The organism is Caldimonas brevitalea, from assembly GCF_001017435.1.
GTDB classification, from domain to species: domain Bacteria; phylum Pseudomonadota; class Gammaproteobacteria; order Burkholderiales; family Burkholderiaceae_C; genus Caldimonas; species Caldimonas brevitalea.
The window spans coordinates 1884959-1902601 of record NZ_CP011371.1 but is presented as its reverse complement, the minus strand read 5'-3'; the positions used below and the strand labels follow the sequence as shown (position 1 = coordinate 1902601).

The following is a 17643-nucleotide window of genomic DNA, read 5'->3' as shown; positions in this document are numbered from 1 at the left end:
ACCGGCAGCTCGATCAACCGCGATGCAGGGGCACGTCGATGCTCTCGGTGCTCCCGCAGACATCCAGGGAGGTCGCGCCTTCGGCATGGACGGCCAGTCGCATGTTCTCCAGCACGAGATGCACGAGCGCCGCGTCTCGCTGTGCCAGACGCCGACGCACGCGTGCCAATTCCTCTGCCAGACGCAAGCGCTGCCGACGCTCCAGCCCGGCCAGCTGATAGACGTAGGCGATTTCGACGCGGCTGTAGCGCCGGAGCAGGTGCGTCGGATAGGTCTTGCCAGTGGTGGCGGCCAAGGCGTCGATGAGCAGCGACCAGGACAGGTTGACGGGAGACGACCTCGACGCCGGCGGGGCCGCTCGGGCCCGAGAGAACGTGATGCATGAGATCGGATTCGTCCAAGGGCGGTACGGGCGGCTGCCGTCGTCTTGCTGCACGAAGACGGCGTGAGCATTCCGACGAACCTCGCTGGTGTCGTGTACAGCCCCTTCACTAAGGGCTCCGTGAGCCATAGTTTTCATTTCCTGGCACGGGAGTTGAACGCCTTCTACTCGGCTCGAAACGGTCGTGGCTCCTGACGTCACTGAGCCGTGACGGTAGCCTGTGATCAAACGATTTCAATCGCGCTGTGCAACACACGTTCATAGCGTTCCATGTGCTCGAGGTTCGCGATGCCCATCCACCGCACGACACCGGCGGCCGGCCGACCTCGTCTGAGCTGGCGTAAGGCAAACGTGTGGCGAAGCCGGAAAGACTCGTCATCGGACGAACGGCGGGCCTTTCGATCGCAAGGTTCAGCTCGCCGGTGAACAGGGCGAACTGGGGGGTGAAATGATTGTTTGGATGACAGCCTGCCAGAACTTGCAGCAATGCGACCGGCGGCAGCGCCGAGGCCGCTTTCCGGCGGCCCGGTGGGGCTTGCAAACCGGCTTGTTCACCGCTCGACCGGGGCGGTGAGGGCGGGGCCCAGCCGGCGGAGGTCCGTGCGTGCGCCGACACCGTCTCCGGCTATCGGGTCTGCATCGCCAGCTTCAGACCGTCGAGGTGCAATTGCAGCATCGGGCCGACGTTCTCATCCACGTATGCTTCGCGCCCGCCTTCACCTAGCGTTCCGTCGAACTCGCCGGCCAGCATCAAATGAGCGAACCCGTGCACGACGGACCAGATCGCCATCAGCGCCGCGCGCTGCTGCGCTGACAACGGCGCGCCGGCCGCGATGCCGAACAAACTGCGCACGCCGTCCTCCAGCACCTGGAACGCCGCGTGGCCCGCGCGCTCCATCTCGCGGTCGCGCTGCACCCCGGTGCGAAACATGATGCCGAAACGGCCCGGATACCGCAGCGCAAAACGCACGTAGCCCACTCCCTGCTCACGCAAGCGGGCCACCGGGTCGGCACCGCCACGCGCGTTGCCCGCTTCCAGCGCCTCGGTCAGCCCCTCGAACGCGAGGGTGGCCACCGCGGTCAGCAGCCCCTGCGCATCGCCGAAGTGGTGGGCCGGCGCGGCGGGCGAGACGCCCAAGCGCCTCGCCACTTCGCGCAGCGAAAAGCCGGCGACGCCGCGCTCGGCCAGCAGGGCCTCGGTGGCGTCGATCAGCGATTGGCGCAGTGCGCCGTGGTGATAGCGGGAACGGGGCGCGGCCGCGCGCTCGGTGTTGGAAGGCATGGCGGAAGTTTACCGGGGATCTTGACAGCGTTCAAATCGACCACTAGAGTGGACTTAACACTGTTCAAATTGAATGCCACCGCCATGGACCGTTCCGCTCTCGACACCCTCTTCTCCGCCGCCGGCGCGCTCGCAATGCTGGGGTGGGCCGCCCTTGTGGTCGCGATCGGATGGCGCCGGCACGCCGCGGTGCTGCGCCGCTTTGCGGGCCGGGTGGTGCCGTTGGGACTGGGGGTGGGCTACGTGTTGCTCATCGCGACGAATTGGGGGCCAGGCGGCTACGGGTCTCTTGCACAGGTGCAGGAGTTGTTCTCGGCCCCGGGTCTGGTGCTGGCAGGCTGGGTGCACTACCTCGCGTTCGACCTGTTCGTCGGCACCTGGATCGCCGAGCGCGCCGCCGCGGACGAGTGGCCGGCCTGGCTGCTGCTGCCCGCGCTGGCGTTGACGTTCCTGTTCGGCCCCGCCGGCCTGCTGGCGTACGCCCTGGTGCGCGGGCTCGATGCGTGGCGCAAGCGCCCCGCCGCACGTGCCGCATGACGGGAACCAGCGTAACGGAGAGATGACGATGAACACCGTGCTCGCCACCGCCGCGCGCCCCACAATGCCGCGCCTGTCAGCACTTGACCTTTGGCGCGAACTGCGGACGAGGCAGCGCACCCTCACGCTGTTCGCCACCGCGCTGCTTGCGTTGATGGTTCCGCTGGCGATCGCCGCCGGGCTCGACGACCGATTGCTGCGCGGCGCCAACGTCTGGTGGAAGCCCCTCAAGTTCTCGCTCTCGATCGCAGTCTTCGCGATCACGACGGCTTGGTTTATCGGGCACCTGCCGGCCGAGCGTCGCAGCTCGCGCAGCGTCCGGTGCGTGGTCGGCCTGACGCTGGTAGCCGGCGGCTTCGAGCTCGGCTACATCACACTGCAAGCCGCGCTGGGCCAAGCCTCTCACTACAACAACAGCGACACCCTGCACGCCGTGATGTACACGCTGATGGGCGTCGGGGCGGTGCTGCTGACAGCCACTCAACCCCTGCTCGCCTGGCAACTGCACCGACATTCCCGTGCTGCGCTGGCACCTGCGTATCGCTTGGGCGTGACGGCGGGCCTGCTGCTCACCTTCGTCCTCGGCACGGGCGTGGGGGCCTTGCTCTCGACACAGCAACCGCCCTCCGGTGGGATCCCGATCGTGGGATGGTCGCTGTCCGGGGGTGATTTGCGGCCGGCTCACTTCCTGGGCATCCATGCGCAGCAGCTGCTCCCCCTTGCCGGGCTCGCGCTCGCACGCTTGCCTGTGAAGACGGGGTGCCGAGCTGTCGCGTTGACGGCCGTGCTCTATGCCGCAGCCTGCGTCTCGCTGACGGCCCGCGCTTGGGGCGGCTGAGCGTTCACGCCTAGGGGCGTCAGCGGATATCCCGCAGCCCATGGTCAGCCCCACGCTCGCGCTCGCCCGGTTGATCCGGCGTTGTCGGGGCTGGGATTAAGAGTCATCACATCGAGGGCATGCGTTCGTTGGAACTGGCACATCCGGATCCACAGGGCATCGAGCTCGCTCTTCGATCGATCGCGCCCAGCATGGCAGTGCAGAACCGGGTATGGGTCTTACGCGAAGGCCGCTGAGAGCGGTTTTCGACCCCGCCCGCTGCAGCAGAGACGGCGAAACGACTGAAAAGTTGTGCGCTCGGACGCAGCAGACGCGAAGTTCAACTCCAGCTATCGATACCCGTGTTTTGTCTCGACGCTGAAGCCCTAGCTCCACGGCTTGCTCGAGTTCACCTCTGCACCTAGTAGCATCCTCGCCGCCTCCGCATGCCAATCATGGTCGGGAAAGGCCGCGGGCTGTTTTTCGCTGCCACCGCCCGACTCAGAGCGTCCTGAAGCACGGACGAATTTGCACTGAAGACCTTCTCATATGGAGGCGCACCGCGGCAGCCGCTGGTGTGATGGGCTTCCTCAGTACCCTGCTGAAATGACAAGACGATGACATGGCGGCCAAGATGAATCGCGACATTGAAGTTTTCTCGGACGAGATGGTCTATCAACGGACGGTACGGGGTCAGCGAACCCTCGTGTTTTCGCCGGAGTCTCTGGCCGTCCCCGCACGGCGTTTTCTGGCGATGGTGAACGGCCATACCCCGCTGCGCGCCCTGTTGGACCTGGGTTTCCCCATAGACGACATGCGTCCCCCGATCTATTCGCTGGTCGAGCAGGGCCTGATTGAAGCCAGGTCCATACAAAGGGTGGTCTACACCTATTCCCCGCCAGCGGACGAACCGGACGCCGGGACCCCGCAACGCCGTTCACCCTGGACGTGGGACGCAGTTCGCGGCACGGGGCGGGCACATGAGCATCTGAGACCCTGATCACCCGGGCACCTGGCACTGGCCGAGTTGCCCCACTGTATCGACCAGCGCGATGGACCCGTTGTAACGCACGGACTGCGCCGTGCGTGTACGGCGGAGGCAAGGTGCTGCCGCCGAGCTGGCGCATGAGACGGCACCGGCCCGCCTTTCAAGATCGCCACCGAGCTGGTCAACGGCAGTCTTTGCTCGTCAACGGCGAGCGACGCTAAAGCCGGCTTTCAACTGCCCAGAGCTGCCGTATCGGAAGTCCGGTCCTGGCCGATGACTGTCAATCGTCACTGCAGCGGGCGTTTGTAGTCGCACCACTGAAACGACCGGTCGGGACGAACTGCGGGGATGGGCCGAGGGCTGCCTGAGACCGCCTGCTTGCCGGGCTGCGTCAGCGCGCCGCTGTAGGCAAGATGATCTCGAAGGTCATACCGTCCTCCGGGTCGCCGGAGGTGCCGCGCTGCGAGCTGAAATACAGCCGCATGCCGTCGGGCGAGAAGGCGGGCCCGGTGGTCTCGCTCCGGTCATGCCCCAGCAAGCGGGCGATCGCCTGCGACGTGCGATCAGGGCGCAAGACACCGATTTCGAGATTTCCGCCATCCTCGGTGGCGACGATCTCGCCGAACGGGCTGACGGTGATGTTGTCAGGCCTGTTGACGGCGAACTTGATCGCATCGGTGGCATTGCCGCTGCCGTCGTAGATGAACTCCAAGGTCTGGTTGCGGGTGTCGTAGGCCCAGATGCGGTGGTTGTTCTGAGTGGCGAAGTAGACGATGCCGTTGAAGAACCAGGTCCCTTCGGCTTTGACGAATTCGAGGCCCGGCGGGTCGTCGCCCCGCAACTCCATCATCCCCCGGGTAAATGCCTGACCCTCGTCGGGGTCCTTGACGTCGATCCATTCGACGGCGCAAGGCTCGTCGAGCCTGAGCCCTGCTGATGCGGCTGCTGCGACCACCTCCACATTGGCGGGCAGGCCGCGAAGCTGCAGCACCTGCAAGCGGCCCTGCTGCATCTGTGGACGCGGGGCGCCGGGTGGCCAGTCGGCGGCATCGCAGACAAAACGATAGAAGCGGCCGCCGTCGGCGTCCTCTGTGAGATAGAGGACGCGGTGGACCGGATCGACGCACACGGCCTCGTGCGCAAAGTGTCCGAGCGCTGGCAGGCTTCGCCCTTGCTGGCCGTCCGTCCACCGCGTGAAGGGATCGCACTCCCACACCATGCCAGCCCGGCGGCTCGCGCCAGCGGCCTGCACACCGAAGAGGGTGAGCTCGAACTCTTCACAAGACAGCCACGTGTCCCACGGTGTGGCGCCGCCGGCGCAATTGCCGCCGGTGTTCTTCAGGATGGGGTAACTGTCGGTCAGCTCCCCGCGCCGGTTGAAGCGCAAAGCGCCGACGCCACCGGCGAACTTCAAGTCGGACGTGAGCGCCATCTCCGAGTTGCTGACATAGACCCAGCCCCCGTCGGGTGCGGCAAAGCAGGCGCCGCCGTCCGGCGCAGCATGCCAAGCCGGCGCCCCGGGCAGCGGCGGCTGCCCCGAACGCGCCACGATGCGCGAGGAGAAGCCAAGCGGCAGCATCAGGCCGTTGCCATCGGCCGGCTGAAGCGCGGAGATGTTCTCGAACGGGCTCCTTGCCGGCGCCGGGGGCTGCGGTGGTGGGACCGGCTCCGACGGAGGGGCGCTTTCCTGGTCGTCGTCGCCGCCGCCGCAAGCCGCCAGGAAACCGCCGAGCGACAGGCTGCCGGCAGTGGTCAGGGTCAACCGCAAGAACGCACGGCGGTGTGGCAGGTCGAGGGGGATGTTGCTGAACGTCATCGTCTGCTCCGAGGGACTGGCCAAGCTACTGCCAGCTTGGTGAGCACGGATGACCGAGGTATGACGACCGCTTCGCGGCGCTGGCCTTGCGGCTGTGGTGTCGAGGGGGCACGACGGAGGCCGCGCAACGCACAGGGTACGCGTGGTTCCTGCCCGTCGTCGGCATCGAGATCCTGCTGATCGGCCTAATGCGGCTCGCGCAGGGACATACCGATCCTGTGCCAGCCCGTCGCCCGCTTCATGCTCTGGCTCGAGCACAACTCGCCAGGCACCATCTGGACGCCGCGGATCCCGGCCACGATGCCGGCCGTGATCCAGTGCGGCCTGGCCACCTCGATATGGCCCAACAGGTAGTCCTTGTACGCGTCGAGCTTGGTGGGCCTTGGCGCCCTCGGCCCGTCGTGCGCGGCCTCCTCCTCACGCAGGTACCACCGTACCGTGTTGCGCGAACAGTTTAACTGCCGCACCATCTCCCGAATGCTCATGCCTCGCCCGGCCAGAACCTTGATCTCCACTGTTTCCTCCTGGGGCACATCGGCTGACAAAGCCGCCATCTTCATCCCAGGCGCGTCAGTTTTACTCCGGCGCGGTGATTCAGTATTACTCCGACGGCCACAACAATCCCATCTTCATCGGAAAAGCTTCGACAGAAGCTCAACCTGAAACGGCATCTGGCAGAGCTTGTCGCGTTGACCGAACGTCCTGTCCAGGCTGACGACTTAGGTAGCCTTGATCAGGCCGCTGCGATTCAGGACGCGACGCCTTGGCTCGGTTTTGCTCCTGATTCAACAACGTTACAGCAGCCAAGTCAACATAGGCCAACACGACTTGAAGCCATGGAGCATACCCAAAAATGCGAAACCCGGAGACCACATGACACAGCAACAGCAAGTCGGCTTTAAGCAAGGTATTTGCAAGCTTTGGTTATTGATGCTGATGGGATGTTTGATGCAGACACGTTCGCAGGTGCTCTATGCCAAAAAGCCCGACATTGCTCCAGCCTGTCAAGACTCAATTCATCGACAAGTTGATTTTCTTGTTGGGGAATGGATCGTCCACAACGATCAAGCGAAGAGAGTTGGAAGGAACTCGATTCGATCGATCACGAAGGGATGCGCATTGCTGGAGAACTGGCACGACGTCAACGGGCTGATCGGCAACAGTCTGATCTACTTTGATCGCAACGATCAGCAGTGGCACCAATCGTGGATAGATACCAATGGCAGCTCACTGGCCTTGGCGGGTGGCTTCATCGGCGGTGTTTTGACCCTGAGCGGAACAAAGCCAAACACCGGAGAGCTTCACGAGATCCAGTGGCGACCACTCAAATTGGGCCGAGTTGAGCAAATCTGGCGCATGTCGTTGGACAACGGCGCTACTTGGACGCCTCGTTTCCGAGGCATCTACTACGCCGTTGATCAGCAGAATTAGTCAAGTAGGCAGACTCTTCCTGGTTACGTCGGGGTTGATTCAGTGCATCGTGCGGTGTGTGCAGGTTAACCTAGCACGCCTATTCTATTGATCCTCCAGATCACCCGCCGACCGCATAGACCTGAGCTGGGCTTCCGTTAACTATTGATTGATCGGGTGTACCCATGCCAGTACTGTCATATTGAGCGCCTATCGTACCCGCCTCACTGTTTGTAGTGTTGGTTTGCACTCCCGACGAATACTTGCCGTTCGCGTCCGTCTTGCCTACTGGCGCAAGCAGTTTGATACGGCCAGAAATGATGCGGAAAGAAACCGCGACGTTCCTCATCGGAGCACCATACGGATCGACCAATGAAATCGTCACTTGGTCGGTCGTCTTATTATTAACTGTCACAGCGATGTTCGTGCCGGGTTTACTTGGATCGACAAAGTACTCACTGCGCAGACAGCGCCCGCTGCACAGCGAACTAGGCGAGATTGACGGTGCTCCACTGGGCAGTGTAATAGCGTAGAGGGGCGTGCCGTCCGTCGTAACGAAGGTCGCTCGCATGCCATTGACAGCCTGCCCACTGCTCAAAGCCATGACAGGTGAGGCTGAATACAAGATTGTCCAGGCACCCCACGAACCGGTATGGAGCATGTACCAAACCCGTCCTTGAAAATCAATGCCAAAAACATAGAGATAGCCGTTGGTACCGGTCACAACGCTGATCGCTTGCAAACTAGGCGCGCTTCTATACCCGGGATTGGTCCCAGTGCCGGCAGTGCTCCAAGCGTTAACGGTTGCCCCGTTTTGTCGCTGGTAATACAAGACACCATTTACGTCTAACGCGAAGACATGTAGTGCGTCAGTGGTAGTCGCACTCGCCATGCTCACCAAGTTACTTGGGCGACTTGGACTATACGTCCAGCCAGACCAGACCCCATTGACCAGTCGATTACGTGATGGCAAGCCATGCCCGTCGACAGCCATTACTTGTAGGGTTTGGTCCGGCCCCCTCATCAGCGATGGATGATAAAGCTCAAAGGTACCAAGGGCCGTCTGCGACCAAGCTGAAAAACTTCCTTGGGTGGACCCTTCTGTCGTATTGTAGAGAGCGCCTCCGACATCCGCAGCAATGACGTTGAGCCTGCCGGTCCCATCTCGTGCTGCCGTAACCTCCGCCAGCATTGGTTCAGTCGCGGTCGTGTTTACCGTGTAATCGAGTAGTCCATAGCCAGAAAGATTGCATGTCGCGAAGCTCACGTTTTGGTAAAGAAATCCATCCCACGACTGGATCAAGGCCACAGGATTGTCAAAACTATTCGTCGCAAGCGTCGTATTAGCGATCCCCGCTGGAAAGTTGGAGTCAACATTGACTGGCGCGCTTAAATTGCCCACGCTGTCTTCTGTTTCGCAGTACATCTGATCGTCGTACTGCTGCAGAAACAAGGTCTCTGACGAATTCCCAGCGTAATTAATGGGATCGGGTGCACGTCCCGCCGCACCGCCGAGTCGGAATTCAACAGCCGCATGATCGGAACCAAATCCGATCCGATTGCCGGCCCATGGAATGACCGGGTTCTGCTGAATCCGCGCCACCATGTAATCTAGTTCGCCACCATTCATATGCGTGGCAGCGAAGGGGCGAAATACGTTCAACCCCAAATTGTTCGCAAGCGGCTGTGTGAGCACTGGATTTTGGTTGAAGTCTCCCATGATCGCCCACTCATCAGCCGGTCGGTTTGCCGCCATTAAGTTGTGGATAGCCTGAATAGTCGGATTGGCATCGTTGACAAGGTTCACCCCGTTGTTGCGCGCGAGGGCATGGGTGTTGAAGAACCAAGCGCCATCCGGAAGTCGTAAGCCAAAAGTGGGCCGCGTATTTCCAGGAACCCCATTTGCGGGGAGTTGTGGCGGCACGAACAGCGCGTCCGTGGCTCTATCAGCGGTCACCATGGCCAAGTTCACGCGGTTCCCCCCGAAATCGGTTCGCATAAAGTAGAGGTACCGGTTCGTGCCGCGGGTTGATGACCCGATCGTGAAGGTGTATTCGACGAGCGTGTAGGGTTGCCCATTCGCTACCCATTGCCACTGAACACCCGTAGCCTGACGATTCGAGGGCAGCGCCGTTTCTGGACCAGCCTCTTGCAAAGCGACAACATCGTGCGTCACCACTAAGCGTGGGATCGTGCTCGCCCATTTGCTATCCGTTGCATAACTGGCTCCTTGCATGTTGAAGGTCACCGGAAAGTGTCCTTGGAGCACGGCATGCGCCGACATGCTGATGAAGCCGAGGAACAGCACAGAAAGGCGGGCTATCTGCTTCAGGGTGCACTGATACATGTTCGACTCCCTCTTTAAAATTCGCCCTGCTATTGCAGTGGGTGGTACTCGTTGATGACGGCCGCTGGGAAAGCGAACCAGCGCCATCATTAGCCCAGCGCGACTCGATCGATCTGCTGGGCCTTCATGGCAGGCACGCTTCCTCGAGCAACTGAGCCTTCAATGTCGGCGATACTTGTTCGACAAGGTGCTCGATCCAGTCCATGCTGATCCGCCTATCGCCGAGCTCTTCCCCTCGGACAATGGCACCGTGTCGCATCACCAAGTTGAATGCGTGGTTCATCCAATACTTTAGGTAGTCCAGCGTGAGTTCCATCAGGGCTTGAGGCGTTTCAGGCTGTTCGAACGGGTCATTGAGACACAAGTAGGACGTGCCGATAAGCAACTCGGGATCATGTTCGTAAAAGGGATAGAAGCGACTTGTCTTTACCAGCCAGCTGATGTCCTGCACAGGATCGCAAAACGGAACGACTGTTTTCTCGCCCTCGAACAAGCTGTGCAATGTCTGGCTTACGTGCAGGCCTGCCAACCCAGATCCCGGCAAATAGCCTGCGCAACGTGTCATCGGGATGATGATGTCGACCGTCCGTTCAACGATAGACTTCGGAAGTTCAACGCTGTTGAGCTTGATCGCCCACACCGGGTGATAGCGATCACCGGCAACGATTTCAACGTTGTCATAGCGCTTTTCAAGCTCAGCGAGGCAGGCATTCAGAAAGTCAGGGTTCTGCATATTCGCGCTCCACCGGCTTCATCGATGTTGGTGCTGGCCCGCAAATCGGGCAGTGCTGTCTGCGCTGAATGGCCTTTTGTGGCTGCAGGGTCAGGTTGTTCCAGTTGAATGAAGTCATGGGGGGCACTTCTTGCCCGAGTAAGTGCTGCATCCACAGTGAAACTGCCGTATTGGCGACCATCCCGTTGAGAACACCGGACGACGGCTGCGGCTCCGGCCCATCACCGCGGTAGCCAATCGAATCTGCACGCAACCCCGCACATACGATGCAGGCCGAATGTTTGCCTTCACTGACAAACACCTGCCCAAAACCTAAGAACCCGTCATCGTTAGCTTCGATCGCTACGCCCGCGTCGATGAACATCACGTTGTTTGCTAATGCCAGAAGTTGGGTCGCCAAGCGCGGCTCGGCCGCGTCATACCCACCAAATACGACGTCAGCATCAGCAAGAGCCCGTTCGAAAGTCGGGCTAGGAATTGTCTCGATATGGAACTTGATCTCGATCTCAGGGTTGAGGCCCTTGGCAAGGTCAGCAAAGATTCTCGCTTTGGGTTGCCCGACCTGGTGACGTCCGCAGCCCCACAACCGGTTGAAATTGGCCACTGACAATTCGTCCGGGTCGAATAATTCAAGGCGCCTGACGCCGAGGCCAATCAGCGCAGTGCCAATCAACCACCCTATCCCACCCACTCCGCCAACAACCACGCGGGCGGTTGCGATTCGGTCGTAAAGATTGGGTGTCTGCCAAAGGCTGTTGCGATCGAGCGAGTCCTTCGCCATGCTATATGGCTCGGCCGCACTTCGCGAGCCTTGCGCAGGCTCTGACGAAGTTGACGTAAATGGACCTCATACGGTCCCAGAGGCTACTGGTGAAGGCGGTTCGATTATCTCAACCTCAGCAATCGGATTGCTGCCGCGTTGCGCATTTCGATTGAGAGTGTTTACCTCGATCGAGGCACCGCGCATCGGCATGTCACGAGTGATCGCTGGCCTGTCTCGGTCGCCATCGGCAGGTGTTACCGCACACGGCTCCTGGGCGACGGCGCCTTGACCTGAACCGCGCAACACGCGCAGCAACGGCGGCACGTCAGCCATCGTCGACAGAAGTCCCAATTGAAGTCCCAATTGTCTCTCCTAGTCTAAGCACAGCACATCGTGCTAGCCACGTGCTAACCAACTATCAATTGGTAAAAAGCGCGCTTAAGCAGCGAGTAACTGACAGCCGACGGTTGCCTTCTCGACCGGTCATTTATCCCGTTGAAGGACGACAGACTTCAGCAACTTCATCACTACAAACAACACCTCAAGCAAGGCCTGAGGTAGAACAGGCCTCCCCCTGATCGAGGCGGATGAATAGTACGACGTTTGTTGACGGGGGCCAAGAGATGTTTTTTGCTCCCCCGCGAGCGGGAATAAACCCCACCTAAAACCGCAGTCGAAACGCACCGGCGCGCTCCGCTCACCCGGGGATAGTGTCGTGGTCCAATCTTGATGGACACCTCGATAGGGATTCACCCCGAAGAGGACCAAGTAGAGATGAGCAAGAAGACCCGACGAACGTTCGACGCGGCATTCAAGCTGCAAGTCGTGAAGATGATTCGAGATCAGGGGCTCAGCGTCGGGCAGGTATGCCGAGACATGAGCCTGGTGGACAGCGCCGTGCGACGCTGGGTAGCGCAATATGAAGAGGAACAGGCAGGAGGCCCGGGCGTTGGCCGGCCACTGACGCCGGAGCAACAGCGCATTCGGCAGCTGGAGGCTGAGTTGCGGCAGGCGAAGTCGGACAACGAACTGCTAAAAAAAGTCTCGGCCTTCTTCGCCCGCGAGCTGAAGTGATTCATCGAATCGCCGAGCAGGCGGGGAAGGCCTGCATCAGCCAGTTGTGCCGCCTGCTGGGGATCAGTCGCTCGGGCTTCTACGCCGCGCGAAGGCGCGCGGCACAAGCGCCGACAGTCTGCCCTATGGGCGCGTGTGCCAAGGCGGCGTTCGAAGCCAGCGGACGCAGCTACGGCAGCCGTCGGCTGAGCGCCGCGCTCAAGGCTCAGGGGTTGGCCGTGGGGCGCCAGCGCGCCCGCACGCTGATGCAGCATGATCAGCTGCGTCCCCGATGGAGGCGCAAATTCGTCCACACCACCGACAGCCGACACGACTTTCCCGTGGCAGCTAATGTGCTCGCCCGGCGGTTCAGCCCCCAGGCGCCGGACCGGGCTTGGGCGAGTGACATCACCTATATTCGAACGCGCAGTGGCTGGCTGTATCTGGCGGCCGTGATGGACCTGTTCTCTCGCAAGATCGTGGGCTGGGCGATGGCCGCGGACATGTCTGCTCAACTGGTCTGTGCGGCCCTGCACATGGCCATCGCCAGCCGCAAGCCTGAACCGGGCCTGGTAGTGCATTCGGACCGAGGCAGCCAAGCCCATACGGAGTTGCTGGCCCGCCATGGACTGCTGGGCAGCATGAGCCGCAAAGGCAACTGTTGGGACAACGCCGTCATCGAGCGCTTCTTCCTCAACCTGAAGATGGAGCGCGTCTGGCTACGCGACTATGCCAACCACGCCGAGGCTACCGCTGACGTCGCCGACTACATCGTCGGCTTCTACAACTCCGTGCGCTTGCACTCCACGCTCGGCTACCGGTCCCCGGTCGTTCACGAGCAATTGATGGCCGCCGCCCTATAGACGACGTTTTTACCTATCGGCGTGTCCGAAAAAACTGGACCAGGACAGAGTTCACGTACTTGACATTGGGGCGGCTGGCGATGAGGTCGCTCGCCGCCGAGTTCGGCGCCCTGCCCGACGTCGCAGCAGCGTGACGCAGCACGCGATCGACCAGGTTAAGTACTCGCCATACGTACGCGTGCGCTCAAGTCGCCGTTCGTGGTGACAGCGCCTTTCCGCGAGTCGACAAAGAGCCGTAGATCCTCCGGCGTCACAGTGAGGAGTCGGACAGGTGGCACCTGCGCTACGCACCACTCCGACCCTTCTGCCGGCAGCCTCAAACTCGTTTGGAGGACCCCGCTCGTGGCGGCGTCCGGCGGGGTCAGCAGATGGATCGCGGCCGCGGTCAGGGGGGCTCGATTACCTCTCGTGCCATAAGCTCTGCGGTCTTCTAAACCAGACGCAAGCGCTGCGATACACCGCGTCCCAGACACCTCCGCTCATGTGATCGACAACCCTCGCTCAAATGTCGCCGCCGATGCAAAACTGACCCACCGAAGGTGCTCCCACCGGGCCGAATGAAAACTGGGCGACGTCTAAGGAAGCAACCGCTTGCGGGCCCCGTGGCCCAGCGCGACGTGCGATACCCACTTTACGCCTTGGCACGCAGCGCTCGCGTGAAGCACCCCGAAGATCGCGGCACGACACCAATCCTGTTGCCGGAGACAACGATGCGCTTCACGCCCGTTCCCCATTTGCGCCGTCCTGCGCTGACGCTGCTGGCCTGCTTGCTCGCCGCCTGCGGCGGTGGGGGCGGTGGCGGTGGCGCCGATGAGGCGGCCACCGCGCCCGTCGACGAAGGCGACGCGCAATCACTGGCCGCTCGCTGGGTCAGGATCGCCAACGAGTACCAATCGTTCACGGTTCAGGGCACGCAGACCGTGCGCTATGGCCTCGACACGCGTTGGGTGCAGAAGCGGGTGAGCGGCAGTGGCCAGTGCACCAACGCCTTCTTCGGCAGCGACCCGGCGCGTGGCGTCGACAAGGTCTGCGAGCGGCTGGAGAGCGACGTGCCGCCGGGCAACGCGCGTTACGGCGACTTCCGCGGCGCGAGCGTGGGCCACAACGCCGACCTCAACGGCGCCATCGCCTTCCCCGCCAACAACCCGTGGAACACCGACATCTCGCGCGCGCCGCGCGACCCGAACTCGGACGCCCTCATCGCGAGCATCGGCCTGAGCACGGGGCTGCACAACGACTTCGGCTCCGGCACCTGGAACGGCGCGCCCATCGGCATTCCCTATGTGGTGGTGGCCGGCTCGCAGCCGAACGTCACGGTCGCGTTCGGCGACTATGCCGACGAGAGCGACCCAGGCCCCTACCCGGTGCCACGCACGGCGCCGATCGAACAAGGGCCGTCCAGCAGCGGTGATCGTCACGTGCTGGTGATCGACCGGGACCGGAACCGGCTCTACGAGATGGGCAATGCCTATCCCAACGCTGACGGCAGCTGGCGCGCCAGCGGCGGCGCGGTGTTTCACCTCGACAGCAATGTCGTGCGGCCCGGTGGCCAGCCCGGCTGGACCAGCGCCGATGCCGCAGGCCTGCCGATCTTTCCCGGGCTGGTGCGCTACGACGAAGCGTCGCGCGGCCCCGGCGGCATCCAGCATGCGCTGCGCTTCACGGTGCAGCGCACGCGCCGCGCCTACGTGCCGCCGGCCACGCACTGGGCCTCGTCGAACACCAGCGCCAACCTGCCGCCGATGGGCATGCGCGTGCGGCTGAAGCCGGACTACGTCATCCCCGCCAGCTTCAGCCGGGAGACGCGAGCCATCCTCACCGCGCTGAAGACCTACGGCATGTTCGTGGCCGACAACGGCAGCAACTGGTTCATCAGCGGCGCGCCCGACCCGCGCTGGAACGACGACCGGCTGCGCTCGGAACTCCGCCAGGTGAAGGGCAGCCACTTCGAGGTGGTGCGCATGGACGGGCTGGTCACGCCGTGAGACGCACCTTGCCGTCCACCTTCTAAACCCGACGCAGCGCTGCGATACACCGCGCTCCCGACACGTCCGCTCATTTGATCGACAATACTCGCTCAAAGGAGCGGGCATGACAAAAGCAGCGACACGAGCGCGGCCGGTGGGACGCAAAGCGGCACCGCCAGCCGCGAAGGCGGCGGCCCGGCACGCACAGGAGGCCTTGAAGGTGGAGGAGGCCAGGAACCCGACCTACGCGAAGAACGCCGCGTTCGCCAGGGACTTCCGGCAGGTCTTCGAGGCCGATCCGATCGAGCGGGTTCGCATTGTCAAAGCCGGTGTGCCGGCCAGCGCCGTCGAAGAAATCGCCAGACAAATGGCGGTTTCCAAAGAGAGATTGATGGGCACTTTGGGTCTGGCCCGGGCCACCATCGACCGCAAGGTCCGCGAGCACAAGCCCTTGTCGACCGACGAGGGCTCCCGCGTGCTGGGCCTGTCGCGCCTGGTGGGGCAGGTGCAGGCGATGGTCGAGGAGTCCGGCAACCCCGAAGGCTTCAACGCCGCGGAGTGGGTGGCCGGCTGGCTGGAACGCCCGCTGCCCGCGCTGGGTGGGCAACGACCGGCGGAGCTGATGGACACGCCGGAGGGGCAAGGCATCGTCGCCCAACTGATCGCCCGGATGCAAAGCGGGGCCTATTCGTGAGCGTGGTCCTGTGGCGCATCGCCACGGACACGCGCGAATACGAGGCAGATGATCTGGGCGGCAAAGGCGCGGAGAAAAACGGCGGCCGTTGGAATCGGCCCGGCCGCCCGGTGGTCTACACCGCGTCGTCCATTGCGCTGGCTTGTCTCGAGTCCGTCGTGCACCTGAACGCTGACGACTTGCCGCTGAACCGCTTCCTGGTGCGTGTCGAGGTACCCGACGACGTTTGGAAGGCGCGGCAGCAATACACGCCCGCGGACCTGCCGGTGGGCTGGTCCGCGATCCCGGAAGGCAAGGTCTCACTCGACGTCGGCGATGCCTGGCTGCGCGACGCGCCCACCGCCCTGTTGGCGGTGCCGTCGGTCATCGTGCCGGAGGAATCCAACCTCCTGATCAACCCGTTGCACCCCGATGCGAAGAAGGTGCGCGGGGTGAAGGTCAGGGCCTGGTTCTATGACCAGCGGTTGGCTTGGCAGAAGACACCTCGCCCGGGGGCCGGGTGGCCCATTGCACCGCGACCACGCTGCCCAACACCGTCACCAGCCCCATCATCGACAACCCCGTCAGGCTCTGCCCCAGCAGCACCCAACCGAGCACCACGGCGGTCAGCGGGCTGAGCAGTCCGAGCGACGATACGGCCACCGCGGGCAGGCGCTCGATGCCGCGGAACCACAAGGTGTAGGCCACCAGCGCGCCGCCGAGCGACAGATAGGCGTACGCCGCCACGTGGGTGCCGGTGAGGTCCGGCAAGGGCGGGTCGACCCAAAAGGCTATCGGCACCAGCATCACACCACCGGCCAACAACTGCCAGCCGGTGAAGGCGAGCACCGGTGCGTCCGGGCGCCAGCGTTGCGCCAGAAAGGTACCGAGTGCCATTGCCGCGGCGCCGCCCAGCGCAGCGAGGATGCCGAGCAGGTCCCAGGTGGTGTCGGGCGACAGCAGCAGCGCCGCCATGCCGACAACCCCCAGCACGCCGGCGCCCATTGCAAGATGCGCCGGCCGGCGGCCGTCGACGCCCCAACCCAGCGCCATCACCAGCAGCGGCTGGATGGCACCGAGGACGGCCGCCAGCCCGCCGGGCAGCCGATAGGCGGCGACGAACAGCAGCGCCTGAAAACACGCGATGTTGAGCGCCGCCAGGACCAGCAAGCGCAGCAGATCGCCACGCAGCGGAAGCCGTCGGCTGTACAGCGTCAGCAGCAGACCGGCCGGCAGGGCCCGCAACAGGGCCGCCGTGACCGGTCGGTCGGGCGGCAGCCATTCGGTGGTCACGATGTAGGTCGAGCCCCAGATGATGGGCGCCAAGGCGGTCACGAGCGCGTCGGCCCAAGGCCGTCTTCCAGCTGCAGACCGTTTTCCAGCTGCTTGTTGCATGCGGGTTATCTTGAGTTCAAGACAAGTCCAGCATAGCAGACAATCTTGATGTCAAGATAAACAGGGGACGCCGTGAGTGGAGTACGCCCGCCCGATGCAGTCGATGCCATCCTCGATCAGTGGCGTCGGGAGCGGCCGGATCTGGATCTCGGTCCGATGGGCCTGGTCGGCCGATTGAAGCGCTGCGCCGCGCTGATGCAACGGCGTCTCGACGAGACCTTCGCGCCCTTCGGCATCTCGGGCGGCGAGTTCGATGTGCTGGCCACCTTGCGGCGCTCGGGGCCACCTTACAGCCTCGCGCCCACCGCGTTGTTCTCGGCCTTGATGGTGACCTCGGGCACGATGACACACCGCTTGCAGCGTCTGGAGGCTAGCGGCTGGGTCGAGCGCGTGCCCAACGAAGCGGACGCCCGCAGCCTGCTGGTGCAGCTGACACCCAAGGGCCGCGCGATGATCGACCGGGCGGTGGAGGCGCATGTCGACAACGAGCGCCGCATCCTGGCGGACCTCAAACCCGCCGAGTTGGCAGCGCTCGATGCGCAGTTGGCACGCTTGCTGGCGACGCTGGAGTCCTCACGCCGGTGACGTCGGCGCGGCCGTCGGTCGTCGACCACCGC

General features: G+C 63.1%; 16 protein-coding genes and 1 pseudogene. 9 read left to right on the top strand and 8 right to left on the bottom strand.

Annotation, left to right across the window (positions count from 1 at the left end):
• Positions 1-13: 13 nt before the first annotated feature.
• Both AAW51_RS08370 and AAW51_RS08365 read right to left on the bottom strand, forming a co-directional pair.
• Positions 14-295, bottom strand: a complete 282-nt coding sequence (locus tag AAW51_RS08370; RefSeq protein WP_047194232.1) for a hypothetical protein — start codon at positions 293-295, stop codon at positions 14-16.
• A 712-nt stretch (positions 296-1007) separates the two neighbouring features.
• Positions 1008-1664, bottom strand: a complete 657-nt coding sequence (locus tag AAW51_RS08365; protein ID WP_047194231.1) for a TetR/AcrR family transcriptional regulator — start codon at positions 1662-1664, stop codon at positions 1008-1010.
• A gap of 84 nt (positions 1665-1748) precedes the next feature.
• Between AAW51_RS08365 and AAW51_RS08360 the strand changes: the two genes are divergently transcribed.
• The 3 genes from AAW51_RS08360 (at position 1749) to AAW51_RS08350 (ending at position 4018) form a co-directional block, all read left to right on the top strand.
• Positions 1749-2201, top strand: coding sequence for an ABA4-like family protein (locus tag AAW51_RS08360; protein ID WP_047194230.1), 453 nt, complete (start codon positions 1749-1751; stop codon positions 2199-2201).
• Positions 2202-2229: 28 nt separating this feature from the next.
• The gene (locus AAW51_RS08355) at positions 2230-3039 is read left to right on the top strand and encodes a hypothetical protein (RefSeq protein WP_053013433.1); all 810 of its coding nucleotides are present in this window, start codon (positions 2230-2232) and stop codon (positions 3037-3039) included.
• A gap of 601 nt (positions 3040-3640) precedes the next feature.
• Complete coding sequence (locus AAW51_RS08350) at positions 3641-4018, top strand: hypothetical protein (RefSeq protein ID WP_047194229.1); 378 nt, start codon at positions 3641-3643, stop codon at positions 4016-4018.
• A 379-nt stretch (positions 4019-4397) separates the two neighbouring features.
• Here AAW51_RS08350 and AAW51_RS08345 read toward each other — a convergent pair whose 3' ends face one another.
• Complete coding sequence (locus tag AAW51_RS08345) at positions 4398-5822, bottom strand: alkaline phosphatase PhoX (protein WP_047194228.1); 1425 nt, start codon at positions 5820-5822, stop codon at positions 4398-4400.
• Positions 5823-6007: 185 nt separating this feature from the next.
• Complete coding sequence (locus AAW51_RS27985) at positions 6008-6337, bottom strand: hypothetical protein (RefSeq protein ID WP_157359680.1); 330 nt, start codon at positions 6335-6337, stop codon at positions 6008-6010.
• 358 nt (positions 6338-6695) lie between these two features.
• On the opposite strand from AAW51_RS27985, the gene AAW51_RS29795 reads away from it, so the two are divergent.
• Positions 6696-7253, top strand: a complete 558-nt coding sequence (locus tag AAW51_RS29795) for a hypothetical protein (RefSeq protein ID WP_157359678.1) — start codon at positions 6696-6698, stop codon at positions 7251-7253.
• 100 nt (positions 7254-7353) lie between these two features.
• Here the strand turns inward: AAW51_RS29795 and AAW51_RS29790 are convergent, their stop codons facing one another.
• From AAW51_RS29790 to AAW51_RS29025, 3 genes are all read right to left on the bottom strand, one after another.
• Entirely contained in the window at positions 7354-9579 is a 2226-nt protein-coding gene (locus AAW51_RS29790; protein WP_169787997.1) for an endonuclease/exonuclease/phosphatase family protein, read from the bottom strand.
• 124 nt (positions 9580-9703) lie between these two features.
• The gene (locus tag AAW51_RS08330) at positions 9704-10312 is read right to left on the bottom strand and encodes a hypothetical protein (RefSeq protein ID WP_047194227.1); all 609 of its coding nucleotides are present in this window, start codon (positions 10310-10312) and stop codon (positions 9704-9706) included.
• Positions 10299-11093, bottom strand: a complete 795-nt coding sequence (locus tag AAW51_RS29025) for a HesA/MoeB/ThiF family protein (RefSeq protein WP_083438176.1) — start codon at positions 11091-11093, stop codon at positions 10299-10301. The genes AAW51_RS08330 and AAW51_RS29025 overlap by 14 nt, the downstream gene beginning before the upstream one ends.
• A 756-nt stretch (positions 11094-11849) precedes the next feature.
• Here AAW51_RS29025 and AAW51_RS08320 point away from each other — a divergent pair.
• The 4 genes and pseudogenes from AAW51_RS08320 to AAW51_RS29010 form a co-directional block, all read left to right on the top strand.
• Positions 11850-12991 (top strand): IS3 family transposase gene (locus AAW51_RS08320; protein ID WP_238947797.1). Its coding sequence is split into 2 segments (ribosomal slippage): positions 11850-12108 and positions 12108-12991, totalling 1143 coding nucleotides; the frame shifts between segments, so codons are not numbered across the junction.
• A gap of 710 nt (positions 12992-13701) precedes the next feature.
• Positions 13702-14976 carry a hypothetical protein gene (locus AAW51_RS30665; protein ID WP_053013430.1) on the top strand — a complete coding sequence of 425 codons (1275 nt, stop codon included), beginning with the start codon at positions 13702-13704 and terminating at the stop codon, positions 14974-14976.
• Positions 14977-15112: 136 nt separating this feature from the next.
• Entirely contained in the window at positions 15113-15652 is a 540-nt protein-coding gene (gene parS, locus AAW51_RS29015) for a type II RES/Xre toxin-antitoxin system antitoxin (RefSeq protein WP_238947796.1), read from the top strand.
• Positions 15649-16119, top strand: a pseudogene (locus tag AAW51_RS29010) (RES family NAD+ phosphorylase); the annotation flags it as partial. The gene parS and the pseudogene AAW51_RS29010, both read left to right, overlap by 4 nt.
• Here AAW51_RS29010 and AAW51_RS08300 read toward each other — a convergent pair.
• Positions 16091-17026: an EamA family transporter gene (locus tag AAW51_RS08300; RefSeq protein WP_047194224.1), complete on the bottom strand. Its 936-nt coding sequence runs from the start codon at positions 17024-17026 to the stop codon at positions 16091-16093. The pseudogene AAW51_RS29010 and the gene AAW51_RS08300 sit on opposite strands and share 29 nt — an antisense overlap.
• 72 nt (positions 17027-17098) lie before the next feature.
• Between AAW51_RS08300 and AAW51_RS08295 the strand changes: the two genes are divergently transcribed.
• Positions 17099-17611 carry a MarR family winged helix-turn-helix transcriptional regulator gene (locus AAW51_RS08295; protein ID WP_047194223.1) on the top strand — a complete coding sequence of 171 codons (513 nt, stop codon included), beginning with the start codon at positions 17099-17101 and terminating at the stop codon, positions 17609-17611.
• Positions 17612-17643 lie beyond the last annotated feature (32 nt).